At 70.8% G+C, this 13664-nt stretch carries 11 protein-coding genes; 9 read left to right on the top strand and 2 right to left on the bottom strand.

All coding sequences use genetic code 11. The annotated features are described in order from the left end of the window. Nucleotides 1-20: 20 nt before the first annotated feature. From yajC to IH80_RS0132145, 5 genes are all read left to right on the top strand, one after another. Complete coding sequence (yajC, locus tag IH80_RS0132165; RefSeq protein ID WP_030965169.1) at nucleotides 21-464, top strand: preprotein translocase subunit YajC; 444 nt, start codon at nucleotides 21-23, stop codon at nucleotides 462-464. Between the two features lie 153 nt (nucleotides 465-617). Continuing rightward, nucleotides 618-2396 carry a protein translocase subunit SecD gene (secD, locus tag IH80_RS0132160; protein ID WP_030965168.1) on the top strand — a complete coding sequence of 593 codons (1779 nt, stop codon included), beginning with the start codon at nucleotides 618-620 and terminating at the stop codon, nucleotides 2394-2396. Nucleotides 2397-2399: 3 nt separating this feature from the next. After that, nucleotides 2400-3458 carry a protein translocase subunit SecF gene (gene secF, locus IH80_RS0132155; RefSeq protein WP_030965167.1) on the top strand — a complete coding sequence of 353 codons (1059 nt, stop codon included), beginning with the start codon at nucleotides 2400-2402 and terminating at the stop codon, nucleotides 3456-3458. Beyond that, a complete protein-coding gene (locus IH80_RS0132150; RefSeq protein ID WP_030965166.1) occupies nucleotides 3455-4009 on the top strand; it encodes an adenine phosphoribosyltransferase in 555 nt (184 codons plus the stop codon). Before secF ends, IH80_RS0132150 begins: the two co-directional genes overlap by 4 nt. Nucleotides 4010-4201: 192 nt before the next feature. Beyond that, complete coding sequence (locus tag IH80_RS0132145; RefSeq protein ID WP_030965163.1) at nucleotides 4202-6655, top strand: RelA/SpoT family protein; 2454 nt, start codon at nucleotides 4202-4204, stop codon at nucleotides 6653-6655. A gap of 68 nt (nucleotides 6656-6723) precedes the next feature. Here the strand turns inward: IH80_RS0132145 and IH80_RS0132140 are convergent, their stop codons facing one another. Both IH80_RS0132140 and IH80_RS0132135 read right to left on the bottom strand, forming a co-directional pair. Beyond that, a complete protein-coding gene (locus IH80_RS0132140; RefSeq protein WP_030965162.1) occupies nucleotides 6724-7953 on the bottom strand; it encodes a DUF349 domain-containing protein in 1230 nt (409 codons plus the stop codon). A 190-nt stretch (nucleotides 7954-8143) separates the two neighbouring features. Then, nucleotides 8144-8929, bottom strand: coding sequence for a peptidylprolyl isomerase (locus tag IH80_RS0132135; RefSeq protein WP_030965161.1), 786 nt, complete (start codon nucleotides 8927-8929; stop codon nucleotides 8144-8146). A gap of 153 nt (nucleotides 8930-9082) precedes the next feature. On the opposite strand from IH80_RS0132135, the gene IH80_RS0132130 reads away from it, so the two are divergent. From IH80_RS0132130 to IH80_RS0132115, 4 genes are all read left to right on the top strand, one after another. Further along, nucleotides 9083-9793, top strand: coding sequence for an MBL fold metallo-hydrolase (locus IH80_RS0132130; RefSeq protein WP_030965159.1), 711 nt, complete (start codon nucleotides 9083-9085; stop codon nucleotides 9791-9793). A gap of 10 nt (nucleotides 9794-9803) precedes the next feature. Beyond that, nucleotides 9804-11063, top strand: coding sequence for a histidine--tRNA ligase (hisS, locus tag IH80_RS0132125; RefSeq protein WP_030965157.1), 1260 nt, complete (start codon nucleotides 9804-9806; stop codon nucleotides 11061-11063). Nucleotides 11064-11176: 113 nt separating this feature from the next. Continuing rightward, nucleotides 11177-11794, top strand: coding sequence for a vitamin K epoxide reductase family protein (locus IH80_RS0132120; protein ID WP_030965156.1), 618 nt, complete (start codon nucleotides 11177-11179; stop codon nucleotides 11792-11794). Between the two features lie 61 nt (nucleotides 11795-11855). Next, complete coding sequence (locus IH80_RS0132115) at nucleotides 11856-13214, top strand: replication-associated recombination protein A (protein WP_030965155.1); 1359 nt, start codon at nucleotides 11856-11858, stop codon at nucleotides 13212-13214. The last annotated feature ends 450 nt before the right edge of the window (nucleotides 13215-13664 follow it).

The raw sequence follows: 13664 nt of genomic DNA, 5'->3' as shown, positions 1-13664 counted from the left end.
GTGCGAAGGATTTCCGTCCCGTGAATCTCGTGACACTCCTCCCGTTCATCGTGCTCATCGGGGCGATGTTCCTGATGACCCGCTCCGCGAAGAAGAAGCAGCAGCAGGCCGCGCAGATGCGCGACCAGATGACGCCCGGCACCGGGGTCCGCACCATCGGCGGCATGTACGCCACGGTGAAGGAGATCGGTGACGACACGGTCACCCTCGAGGTGGCTCCCGGCGTCCACGCGATCTATGCGAAGAACGCCATCGGCGCCGTACTGGAGGACGCGGAGTACAACCGCATCGTCCACGGCATCGACGACGCGACGACGGACACGCCCGTCGTCCCGGACGACGCCTCCTCCCTCACCCGGGACGAGGCCGAGGCGCCGAAGCTGGACCTGGGCAAGAAGGACGAGCCCAAGGGCGACGACAAGCCCGAGGACGGCAAGAACGACGGCGAGGCCGGCGCGAAGTAGCGCGCGGCCGGGGACCGTGCGGGCGCCCGACCGGCGGTCGGCGCGGTCCCCGTCAGTGACACTTCTGCGGGGGGCAGGGGTCCCCACCACACATTTCGTGGCCGTCCGCGCGCTGACCCGGCGCGGGACGGTTGGACAGGGAGAAACGACAAGGTGGCAGCACCGAAGAAGGGCCGGCGGCCCACGGGGGCTCAGGGGAGGCCGGGGCGCGCCCTGGCGATCATCCTGATCGCGATGGTGGCGCTCACCGCGGGGATGTTCATCTCCAAGCAGACGACTCCCCGGTTGGGCATCGACCTCGCCGGCGGCACGAGCATCACGCTCAAGGCGAAGAGCGAGCCCGGCAAAGAGAACGCCGTCAACGAGACCAACATGAACACGGCGGTCGGCATCATCGAGCGCCGTGTCAACGGACTCGGCGTCTCCGAGGCCGAGGTCCAGACGCAGGGCCGCGACCACATCATCGTGAACATCCCCAAGGGGATGAACGAGAAGCAGGCGCGCGAGCAGGTCGGCACCACCGCCCAGCTCTACTTCCGCCCGGTCATCGCGTTCGCGGACGGCGCCCCCGCCGCTCCCGAGGGCAGCCCGAGCCCGAACCCCTCCGCGAGCGGCTCCGGCGCTCCGAAGGCCCAGGACGGGAACAAGACCAGCCCGTCCGCCACCCCGTCGTCCAGCGCCACTTCCCAGGGCCGCGCGCTCAGCGAGGGCCTCAAGGCCCCGAACGCGCCCACTCCCACGCCGTCGGCGAGCGAGTCGAAGAAGGCAGACGACAAGGCGGCCCCGTCGCCGTCGGCGAGCGGCCCCGCGCCCGACCCGGCCGCCGCGGACCTCCAGGCCAAGTTCGCCGCACTCGACTGCACCAACGAGGAGCAGCGGGCAGCCGTAGGCAAGGGCGTCAAGCCCACCGACCCGACGCTCGCCTGCGGCCAGCGCGGCGACCAGTGGGGCAAGTGGATCCTGGGCCCCGCCGCGGTCGAGGGCAAGGACGTGAAGAGCGCCAAGGGCGAGATCGACCCGCAGTCGGGTCAGTGGATCGTCACGATGAACTTCAACGACCACGGCGCCGACGCCTTCGCGAAGGTCACCGGCGAGCTGGCGGCCAAGCAGATGCCGCAGAACCAGTTCGCGATCGTCCTCGACGGCGACGTCATCTCGGACCCGTCCGTCAGCACCGCGATCACCGGCGGCAACGCACAGATCTCCGGTGGCTTCAACCAGCAGTCCGCGCAGGACCTGGGCAACATGCTGTCGTACGGCGCCCTGCCGCTGTCCTTCCAGGAGGACAGCGTCACCACCGTCACCGCCGCGCTCGGCGGCGAGCAGCTGCGCGCCGGCCTGATCGCCGGTGCGATCGGCCTCCTCCTCGTGGTCGTCTACCTGCTGGTCTACTACCGCGGTCTGGCCTTCATCGCGATCGTCAGCCTCCTGGTCTCCGCGATCCTGACCTACACGATCATGGCGCTGCTCGGCAAGGGCATCGGCTTCGCGCTGAACCTGCCGGCCGTCTGCGGTGCGATCGTCGCCATCGGTATCACCGCCGACTCGTTCATCGTGTACTTCGAGCGCATCCGTGACGAGATCCGCGAGGGCCGCACGCTGCGTCCGGCCGTCGAGCGCGCCTGGCCGCGTGCCCGCCGCACGATCCTGGTCTCCGACTTCGTGTCGTTCCTCGCCGCCGCGGTGCTGTTCATCGTCACCGTCGGCAAGGTGCAGGGCTTCGCCTTCACGCTGGGTCTGACCACCCTGCTCGACGTGGTCGTGGTGTTCCTCTTCACCAAGCCCGTCATGACGCTGCTGGCGCGCACGAAGTTCTTCGCCAGCGGTCACCCGTGGTCCGGGCTCGACCCGAAGCGGCTGGGCGCCAAGCCCCCGCTGCGCAGCTCCCGGCGTACCGCCGCACCCGCCCCCGTCGAAGCAAAGGAGGCGTGAGAGATGTCGAAGCTGGGAGATCTCGGCGCCAAGCTGTACCGCGGTGAGGTCGGCTACGACTTCGTCGGCAAGCGCTTTCTCTGGTACGGCGTTTCCATCCTGATCACCATCACGGCGATCGTCGCCCTGGCCGTCCAGGGCCTCAACATGGGCATCGAGTTCAAGGGCGGTGCCGTCTTCACGACCCCGAAGACGGCCCTGTCGGTCGCCAAGGTCACGGAGGCCGCGGAGGAGGCATCCGGCCACGACGCGATCGTCCAGGAGCTCGGCACCGGCGGCATGCGCATCCAGATCTCCGGTCTGGACACCGACGCCGCGACCGACGTGAAGAAGGTGCTGGCCACCGACCTCAAGGTCACCGAGGCCGACATCAACGCCGACCTGGTCGGCCCCAGCTGGGGCGAGCAGATCGCGAACAAGGCCTGGACCGGCCTCGGCGTCTTCATGGTCCTCGTGGTGATCTACCTCGCCATCGCCTTCGAATGGCGCATGGCCGTCGCCGCGCTGATCGCCCTGATCCACGACCTCACGATCACCGTCGGCGTGTACGCGCTCGTCGGCTTCGAGGTCACCCCGGGCACCGTCATCGGTCTGCTGACCATCCTCGGTTACTCCCTCTATGACACCGTCGTCGTCTTCGACGGTCTGAAGGAGGGCTCGAAGGACATCACCAAGCAGACCCGCTACACCTTCAGCGAGATCGCCAACCGCAGCATCAACGGCACGCTGGTCCGCTCGATCAACACCACGGTCGTGGCGCTGCTCCCGGTCGCGGCCCTGCTGTTCATCGGTGGCGGCTTCCTGGGCGCCGGCATGCTGAACGACATCTCGCTGTCGCTCTTCGTCGGCCTCGCGGCCGGTGCGTACTCCTCGATCTTCATCGCGACCCCGCTGGTCGTGGACCTCAAGGAGCGCGAGCCGGCGATGAAGGCGCTGAAGAAGCGGGTGCTCGCCAAGCGCGCGTCCGCGGCGGCCAAGGGCGAGTCCGCGGACGACGTCCACGGCTCCGACGACGAGCCGCAGGTCGTGTCGCAGGGCCGGCAGCCGGGACGGCGACGTTGACCGCACAGCTGCCCGAGGACGTACGGTCCCTCCTGCTCAGCCGGATCAAGGACGTGGCGGACTACCCGAAGCCGGGCGTGATGTTCAAGGACATCACCCCGCTGCTGGCGGACCCCGACGCGTTCGGCGCGCTGACCGGCGCGCTCGTCGAGCTGGCCGGGCAGTACGGCGCCACGAAGATCGTCGGACTGGAGGCGCGCGGGTTCATCCTCGCCGCCCCGGTGGCGGTGCAGGCCGGGATCGGCTTCGTGCCGGTCCGCAAGGCCGGCAAGCTGCCGGGCGCGACCCTCGCGCAGTCCTACGAGCTGGAGTACGGCACGGCGGAGATCGAGGTCCACGCCGAGGACCTGTCGGCCGGTGACCGGGTCATGGTCATCGACGACGTGCTGGCCACCGGCGGTACGGCGGAGGCCTCCCTCTCGCTGATCCGGCGGGCCGGGGCCGAGGTCGCCGGCGTGGCCGTCCTGATGGAGCTGTCGTTCCTCCCGGGCCGGGCCAAGCTGGCCGGGTCCCTGGCGGGGGCTCCGCTGGACGCGCTGATCGTGGTCTGACCGCGCCCACCGGCGCACCGGGCGGCGGGCATCCGGAATCCTCCGGGTGCCCGCCGTTCGTGTCCCCGGGCCGTTGCGACAGGCTCGGCGAACGGGGTGACCGAACCCTCGCTACGATGGGTTATCCGGACCGGACACGTGCACCGGATCCTCTCCCGGACTCCGTCTGGGGGACCCCCGTGAGGAGCGCTCTTGCCAGACGAGGTCCAGCCAATCTCCGCCGCGCAGCCCGACCCGCAGGCCGAGCGGGCCCCGGCGGCCGCCGCCACGCCCCCGCCGGCCCCGCCGGTCAAGCCCGCCCCGGCCAAGCCGGCGCCGGTCAAGCCCGCGCCGGCGAAGTCGGCCGCGTCCTCCAACCGGGTGCGCGCCCGCCTGGCCCGGCTCGGCGTGCAGCGCTCGAACCCGTACAACCCGGTGCTGGAGCCCCTGCTCCGCATCGTCCGCAGCAACGACCCGAAGATCGAGACGTCGACGCTGCGCCAGCTCGAGCAGGCCTACCAGGTGGCCGAGCGCTGGCACCGCGGCCAGAAGCGCAAGAGCGGCGACCCGTACATCACCCACCCGCTCGCGGTCACCACCATCCTCGCCGAGCTCGGCATGGACCCGGCCACCCTCATGGCCGGCCTGCTGCACGACACCGTCGAGGACACCGAGTACGGCCTGGAGGACCTGCGCCGCGACTTCGGCGACGCCGTGGCGCTGCTCGTCGACGGCGTCACCAAGCTCGACCGGGTGAAGTTCGGCGAGGCCGCGCAGGCCGAGACCGTCCGCAAGATGGTCGTGGCGATGGCGAAGGACCCGCGCGTCCTGGTCATCAAGCTCGCCGACCGGCTGCACAACATGCGCACGATGCGCTACCTCAAGCGGGAGAAGCAGGAGAAGAAGGCCCGCGAGACCCTGGAGATCTACGCCCCGCTGGCGCACCGGCTGGGCATGAACACGATCAAGTGGGAGCTCGAGGACCTCTCCTTCGCGATCCTCTACCCCAAGATGTACGACGAGATCGTGCGCCTGGTCGCCGAGCGGGCGCCCAAGCGCGACGAGTACCTCGCCGTCGTCACGGACGAGGTCCAGGTGGACCTCAGAGCCGCCCGGATCAAGGCCACCGTGACGGGCCGCCCCAAGCACTACTACAGCGTCTACCAGAAGATGATCGTCCGCGGCCGTGACTTCGCGGAGATCTACGACCTGGTGGGCATCCGCGTCCTCGTCGACACCGTCCGGGACTGCTACGCGGCCCTCGGCACCGTGCACGCGCGCTGGAACCCGGTCCCGGGCCGGTTCAAGGACTACATCGCGATGCCCAAGTTCAACATGTACCAGTCGCTCCACACGACGGTCATCGGGCCCAGCGGCAAGCCCGTCGAACTGCAGATCCGCACCTTCGACATGCACCGCCGCGCCGAGTACGGCATCGCCGCGCACTGGAAGTACAAGCAGCAGACCGTGGCGGGCACCTCCAAGGTCCGCACCGACGTCCCGCAGGCCGCCAAGGGCAGCGCCGGCCAGGACACGGTCAACGACATGGCCTGGCTGCGCCAGCTGCTGGACTGGCAGAAGGAGACCGAGGACCCGGGCGAGTTCCTGGACTCGCTGCGCTTCGACCTCTCCCGCAACGAGGTCTTCGTCTTCACCCCCAAGGGCGACGTCATAGCGCTGCCCGCCGGCGCCACCCCCGTGGACTTCGCCTACGCCGTCCACACCGAGGTCGGCCACCGGACGATAGGGGCCCGGGTCAACGGCCGGCTGGTCCCGCTGGAGTCGACCCTCGACAACGGCGACCTGGTCGAGGTCTTCACCTCGAAGGCCGAGGGGGCCGGGCCGTCCCGCGACTGGCTGGGCTTCGTCAAGTCCCCGCGCGCCCGGAACAAGATCCGCGCCTGGTTCTCCAAGGAACGCCGCGACGAGGCAATCGAGCACGGCAAGGACGCCATCGCCCGGGCCATGCGCAAGCAGAACCTGCCGATCCAGCGCATCCTGACCGGCGACTCGCTCGTGACCCTCGCGCACGAGATGCGCTACCCGGACATCTCCTCCCTCTACGCGGCGATCGGCGAGGGCCACGTGGCCGCGCAGGGCGTCGTGCAGAAGCTGGTGGCTGCCCTCGGCGGCGAGGAGGCGGCCAACGAGGACATCGAGGAATCGATCCCGCCCGCGCGGGCCCGCAGCAAGCGGCGCAGCAACGCCGACCCCGGCGTCGTCGTCAAGGGCGTCGACGACGTGTGGGTCAAGCTGGCCCGCTGCTGCACCCCGGTACCGGGCGACCCGATCATCGGGTTCGTCACGCGCGGCAGTGGCGTATCGGTTCACCGCGCGGACTGCGTCAACGTCGACTCCCTCTCCCAGCAGCCCGAGCGGATGCTGGAGGTCGAGTGGGCGCCCACCCAGTCCTCGGTCTTCCTCGTCGCCATCCAGGTCGAGGCGCTGGACCGGTCCCGGCTGCTGTCGGACGTCACCCGCGTCCTGTCCGACCAGCACGTCAACATCCTGTCGGCGGCCGTCCAGACTTCCCGCGACCGGGTGGCCACCTCGCGCTTCACCTTCGAGATGGGCGACCCCAAGCACCTGGGGCACGTCCTGAAGGCGGTCCGGGGCGTGGAGGGCGTCTACGACGTCTACCGCGTCACCTCGGCCCGCCGGCCGTAGCGGGCGGACACGACGAGGGCCCCGGTACGGAAGATCCGTACCGGGGCCCTCGCCGTGGGGCGGCCGGATCAGCCGCCGAACTCCTCCAGGCCCTTCAGCGCCTGGTCCAGCAGGGCCTGGCGGCCCTCCAGCTCCCGCGCCAGCTTGTCGGCCTTGGCGTTGTTGCCCGCCGCGCGCGCCGCGTCGATCTGCTCACGCAGCTTGTCGACCGCGGCCTGGAGCTGCCCGGTCAGACCGGCCGCACGGGCCCGCGCCTCCGGGTTCGTACGGCGCCACTCGCCCTCCTCGGCCTCCTGGATGGCCCGCTCCACGGCGTGCATCCGGCCCTCGACCTTCGGCCGGGCGTCGCGCGGCACGTGGCCGATGCCCTCCCAGCGCTCGTTGAGGGAGCGGAACGCGGCCCGGGCCGCCTTCAGGTCCGTCACGGGGACGAGCTTCTCGGCCTCCTCGGCCAGCTCCTCCTTGAGCTTCAGGTTCTCGACCTGCTCGGCGTCACGCTCCGCGAACACCTCGCTGCGGGCCGCGAAGAACACGTCCTGCGCGCCGCGGAAGCGGTTCCACAGGTCGTCCTCGGCCTCGCGCTGCGCCCGGCCCGCCGCCTTCCAGTCCGCCATCAGCTCGCGGTAGCGGGCGGCCGTCGGACCCCAGTCGGTCGACTTCGACAGCGACTCGGCCTCCGAGACCAGCTTCTCCTTGGCCTTGCGGGCGTCCTCGCGCTGCGCGTCCAGCGAGGCGAAGTGCGCCTTGCGGCGCTTGGAGAAGGCGGACCGGGCGTGCGAGAACCGGTGCCACAGCTCGTCGTCCGACTTGCGGTCCAGGCGCGGCAGGCCCTTCCAGATGTCCACCAGGGCGCGCAGCCGCTCACCGGCGCTGCGCCACTGGTCGCTCTGCGCCAGCTGCTCGGCCTCGGTGACCAGCGCGTCCTTGGCCGCCCGGGCCTCGTCGGCCTGCTTGGCCTTGGCGGCCTTGCGCTCCTCGCGCCGGGACTCCACGGTCGCGACCAGCTTGTCCAGCCGCACGCGCAGGGCGTCCAGGTCGCCCACGGCGTGGTGCTCGTCGACCTGCGTGCGCAGGTGGTCGATCGCCGTCTGGGCGTCCTTGGCGGACAGATCAGTGGTCCGCACCCGCTTTTCGAGGAGGCCGATCTCGACCACCAGGCCCTCGTACTTGCGCTCGAAGTAGGCCAGGGCCTCCTCGGGGGTGCCGGCCTGCCACGATCCGACGACCTGCTCGCCATCGGAAGTACGCACGTACACGGTGCCCGTCTCGTCGACTCGGCCCCACGGGTCGCTGCTCACAGCGCCTCCTCCACCTGATGCCTGCGAGGGGGGTTCACCCCCTGGGCATCGTCCACAGTTTCCTGGGGCGGGCAGCGCCCGCCCTGCACAACGCCAACATAGGCGACCGCCGGGCCGGCTGTCCGCATCCCGCACGACGGAATATCGGCGCACGGGAGCGGGCCGGCCGGCCCCGGGGTCGCAGCACCCGTCAGTTCTGGGTGACCGAGCCCTTCTCGATCTTCACCTCGGTCTTCGGCGCACCGTCCTGGCCGCCGTCGACCGTGCCGGCCTTGGCGATCTCCTCCAGCACCTTCAGGCCCGCCGCGTCGATCTTGCCGAACGGCGTGTACGTCGGCGTCAGCGGGCTGTCCTTGTAGACCAGGAAGAACTGGCTGCCGCCCGAGCCGGGCTGGCCGGTGTTGGCCATCGCCACGGTGCCGGCCGGGTAGACGACCTGGCCCTGCTCGTTGGGCTTGCCCAGGGAGTCCAGGTTCTCGTCCGGGATGGTGTAGCCCGGGCCGCCGCGGCCGGTGCCCTCCGGGTCGCCGCACTGGAGCACGAAGATCCCGCCGGCCGTCAGCCGGTGGCACTTGGTGTTGTCGAAGTAGCCCTTGTCGGCGAGCGACTTGAACGAGTTCACGGTCTGCGGGGTCTTCGCCGCGTCCATCGCGAAGGTGATGTCACCGGCACTGGTCTTCAGCGCGAAGGTGTACTTGCCCTTCTGGTCGATCGCCATCTCCGGCGAGGGCGACTGCTTCGGCTCCGGCGGCGTCGCCGAGGCCGACGGGTCGGCCGCCGTGTCCTTGGGGTCCTTGTCCGAGTCGAAGACGCCGCCCACGATCAGGCCGACCAGCGTCGCGATCACCACGGCCACCGCCGCGCCGATCACCGCCGCCCGCTGACGGCTCTTCTTCCGGGCCTCGGCGCGGCGCTTCTGCTGGCGCTCGTACTTCTCCCTGGCGAGCTGTCGCCGCCGCTGATCGCTCGTGACCACCGGGTCGTCTCCTTGTACGTGTCTGATACTGCTGTCCGGGCTGGGATAGGCCGTACCGTATATGGGTTCGCTGTGTAATGAGCGGCGCCGGTAGGCTCTGAGCAGCAGGATTGACGACCTGCAACCTCCCGCCGACGACGATTGAGGACGAACGTGCTGATTGCCGGGTTCCCCGCAGGTGCTTGGGGTACCAACTGCTACGTGGTCGCCCCCGCCGCCGGCGAGGAGTGCGTCATCGTCGACCCGGGCCACCAGGCCGCCCAGGGTGTCGAGGAGACGCTGAAGAAGCACCGGCTCAAGCCCGTCGCGGTCGTCCTGACCCACGGCCACATCGATCATGTGGCCTCGGTGGTCCCGGTGTGCGGAGCACACGACGTACCGGCCTGGATCCACCCCGAGGACCGCTACATGATGAGCGACCCGGAGAAGGCCCTCGGCCGCTCCATCGGGATGCCCCTCATGGGCGAGCTGACCGTGGGCGAGCCGGACGACGTCCGCGAGCTGGCCGACGGAGCCGCCCTGAAATTGGCCGGAATGGACTTCTCCGTGGCGCACGCGCCGGGCCATACCAAGGGGTCGGTGACCTTCCGGATGCCCGAGCTGGCCGACATCCCGCCGGTCTTCTTCTCGGGCGACCTGCTCTTCGCCGGCTCCATCGGACGAACCGACCTGCCGGGCGGCTCCCACGCCGAGATGCTCGATTCGCTGGCCCGCGTGTGCCTGCCGCTCGACGACTCGACCGTGGTGCTGTCCGGCCACGGTCCCCAGACCACCATCGGCCGCGAGCGCGCGACCAACCCGTACCTTCGGGAGGTCGCCGCCGGGCTCGGAGACGGCACCGCCGCTCCACGACGAGGAATGTGACGAAAGCTTCGTGGCTACTTTCCAGGCCCCCAAGGGCACGTACGACCTGATCCCGCCGGTCTCCGTGAAGTACCTGGCGGTACGCGAGGCCATCGCGGCCCCGCTGCGCAACTCCGGCTACGGCTACATCGAGACCCCCGGCTTCGAGGACGTGGGCCTCTTCGCCCGCGGCGTCGGCGAGTCCACCGACATCGTCTCCAAGGAGATGTACGCCTTCGAGACCAAGGGCGGCGACCAGCTGGCCCTGCGCCCCGAGGGCACCGCCTCCGTGCTGCGCGCCGCCCTGGAGGCGAGCCTGCACAAGAAGGGCAACCTGCCGGTCAAGCTCTGGTACTCCGGCTCCTACTACCGCTACGAGAAGCCGCAGGCGGGCCGCTACCGCCACTTCTCGCAGGTCGGCGCCGAGGCGATCGGCGCCGAGGACCCGGCGCTGGACGCCGAGCTGATCATCCTGGCCGACCAGGCCTACCGCTCGCTCGGCCTGCGCAACTTCCGGATCCTGCTGAACTCGCTGGGTGACAAGGAGTGCCGCCCGGTGTACCGGGAGGCGCTGCAGGCCTTCCTGCGGGGCCTCGACCTCGACGAGGAGACCGTCCGCCGGGCGGAGATCAACCCGCTGCGCGTCCTCGACGACAAGCGGGCCGACGTCCAGAAGCAGCTCGTCGGCGCGCCGGTGCTGCGCGACTACCTGTGCGACGCGTGCAAGGCGTACCACGAGGACGTACGGGCGCTGGTGACGGCGGCCGGCGTCGCCTTCGAGGACGACGAGAAGCTGGTGCGCGGGCTCGACTACTACACCCGCACCACCTTCGAGTTCGTCCACGACGGTCTGGGCTCGCAGTCGGCGGTCGGCGGCGGCGGCCGCTACGACGGCCTGTCCGAGATGATCGGCGGACCGGCCCTGCCGTCGGTGGGCTGGGCGCTCGGCGTGGACCGCACGGTCCTCGCGCTCCAGGCCGAGGGCGTCGAGCTGGACATCCCGGCGTCGACCTCGGTGTTCGCCGTGGCACTGGGCGAGGCCAAGGCGACCGTGTTCGGCCTGGTGACGCAGCTGCGCAAGGCGGGCGTGGCGGCGGACATGTCGTACGGCGGCAAGGGCCTCAAGGGCGCCATGAAGGACGCGAACCGCAGCGGCGCCCGCTTCGCGGTCGTCGCGGGCGACCGCGACCTCGCCGAGGGCGTCGTCCAGCTCAAGGACATGGAGTCCGGCGACCAGACGGCCGTGCCCGTCGGCGAGCTGATCGACACGGTCAAGGCGCGCCTGGCCTGAGCGGGCAGCGTGGCGGGCGGGGCCGGGGATCCTTCCCCGGCCCCGTCCGTTCACAGGCTCGTACGGCACAATGGCCCGGGCCTTGATCACCTCGCAGATGTGGAGCGGGCGGTATGACGACACGGAGCACGGACGCGGACACCGCCGGGGGGACGACCTTCGGGGCGAGCCGGGCGCTGGCCCTGCTGCTGGTGATCACGGGGGCCGCGGGCCTCCTCGCCGCCTGGGTGATCACGATCGACAAGTTCAAGCTGCTGGAGGACCCGAACTTCACGCCGGGCTGCAGCCTCAACCCGGTCGTCTCCTGCGGCAACATCATGAAGAGCGACCAGGCGGCCGTCTTCGGCTTCCCGAACCCCATGCTCGGCCTCGTCGCCTACGGCATCGTGATCTGCGTCGGCATGAGCATCCTGGCCGGAGCCCGCTTCCGCCGCTGGTACTGGCTCACCTTCAACGCCGGCACCCTCTTCGGCGTCGTCTTCTGCGCCTGGCTGACCTATCAGTCGCTCTACAACATCAACGCGCTGTGCCTGTGGTGCTCCCTGGCCTGGGTCGCCACGATCCTGATGTTCTGGTACGTCACCTCCCACAACGTCCGTGCCGGGCTGCTGCCCGCGCCGGGCTGGCTCAGGAGCTTCTTCGAGGAGTTCACCTGGGTGCTGCCGGTGCTGCACATCGGGATCATCGGGATGCTGATCCTGACCCGCTGGTGGGACTTCTGGACCTCCTGACCCGCGGTCCCGCGGACCGGCGGCGGGCGGCCTTGTCGGTGGACTCGCTTAGGCTTCCCATGTGGAACCAGACCTGTTCACCGCCGCCGCCGAAGAGCGCCAGGAGAAGGACCCCGCGAGCTCGCCGCTCGCCGTGCGGATGCGCCCGCGCACCCTGGACGAGGTCGTCGGCCAGCAGCACCTGCTGAAGCCCGGATCACCGCTGCGGCGGCTGGTCGGGGAAGGGAGCGGCGGCCCGGCCGGCGCCTCCTCGGTGATCCTCTGGGGCCCGCCCGGCATCGGGAAGACGACCCTCGCCTACGTGGTCAGCCAGGCCACCCAGAAGCGCTTCGTGGAGCTCTCCGCGATCACGGCGGGCGTCAAGGAGGTACGGGCCGTCATCGAGGGCGCCAAGCGCGCGGCCGGGGGCTACGGCAAGGAGACCGTCCTCTTCCTCGACGAGATCCACCGCTTCAGCAAGGCACAGCAGGACTCCCTGCTGCCGGCCGTCGAGAACCGCTGGGTCACGCTGATCGCGGCCACCACGGAGAACCCGTACTTCTCGATCATCTCCCCGCTGCTGTCGCGATCGCTGCTGCTGACGCTGGAACCGCTGACCGACGACGACCTGAGCGCGCTCCTGCGGCGCGCCCTCACGGAGGAGCGGGGCCTGGCCGGGGCGGTGACCCTCCCGCAGGACGCCGAGGCCCACCTGCTGAGGATCGCCGGCGGTGACGCCCGGCGTGCGCTGACGGCGCTGGAGGCGGGGGCCGGTTCGGCCATCGCCCAGGGCGAGGACGAGATCACCCTCCGGACGCTGGAGGAGGCGGTCGACCGGGCGGCGGTCCGCTACGACCGCGACGGCGACCAGCACTACGACGTGGCGAGCGCGCTGATCAAGTCGATCCGCGGCTCGGACGTGGACGCCGCTCTGCACTACCTGGCGCGGATGATCGAGGCCGGCGAGGACCCCCGGTTCATCGCGCGCCGCCTGATGATCTCCGCGAGCGAGGACATCGGCCTGGCGGACCCCACGGCCCTGCCGGTCGCGGTCGCCGCGGCCCAGGCGGTGGCGATGATCGGCTTCCCGGAGGCCGCGCTGACCCTCTCGCACGCCACGATCGCCCTGGCCCTCGCCCCGAAGTCGAACACCGCCACGACCGCGATCGGCGCGGCGCTCGCCGACGTACGGGCGGGCCTGGCCGGCTCCGTCCCGACGCATCTGCGGGACGGGCACTACAAGGGCGCGGCGAAGCTGGGGCACGCGGTGGGATACGTGTACCCGCACGACGTGCCGGGTGCCATCGCGGCCCAGCAGTACGCCCCGGACGAGATCCACGGGAAGCGGTACTACGAACCGACCCGCTACGGAGCCGAAGCCCGCTACGCGGACGTGGTGGAGAAGGTCCGCGAGCGACTGCGCGGCACCGACGGCGGCTGAGGCCTCCCGACCGGGGTGTCCAAGCTGCCCGCGTGCTCCCCACCTGGCCTGCTGCGGAGACACGCTCGCCGACGAGCGTCGCATCGACTTCGGCTTCAACCTGCCCGACGCCGCCCTCGGCGTTCCCGAGGGGCCCTCCACCGGCCCGGCGCGCGCGCCCTGCTCCGGGGGGACGGGGTCGGCTGCTTCATCCATCCGCTGCCTGCTGGCCGTCAGGCGGACCCAGGACACCGCGCTCGTCCACGGCGCCTGGGTCGAGGTCCCCGGCCGCGCCCCCGCGGACTTCCTCACGGCACTGCTGTCGGGCGCCCCCGACACCCGGCCCGCGCAGCGCCTGAGCGAGCCGCTGGACCGGGGCGTGCGGTACGCGTTCTGGCTGACCCCGCAGGGCCACGGCCGGCCGCGGCCGCGGCCGGCAGCGGCCAGCCGCGCCACGAGTTCTACGGCATG

The organism is Streptomyces sp. NRRL S-378 (assembly GCF_000720645.1).
GTDB lineage: Bacteria > Actinomycetota > Actinomycetes > Streptomycetales > Streptomycetaceae > Streptomyces.
This window is presented reverse-complemented; position numbering and strand designations above follow the sequence as displayed.

Bases quoted from the DNA above. Each gene is read 5' to 3' on its own strand.
- IH80_RS0132120 (WP_030965156.1), top strand. From the start codon at position 11,177: ATGACGACACGGAGCACGGACGCGGACACCGCCGGGGGGACGACCTTC.
- secF (WP_030965167.1), top strand. From the start codon at position 2,400: ATGTCGAAGCTGGGAGATCTCGGCGCCAAGCTGTACCGCGGTGAGGTC.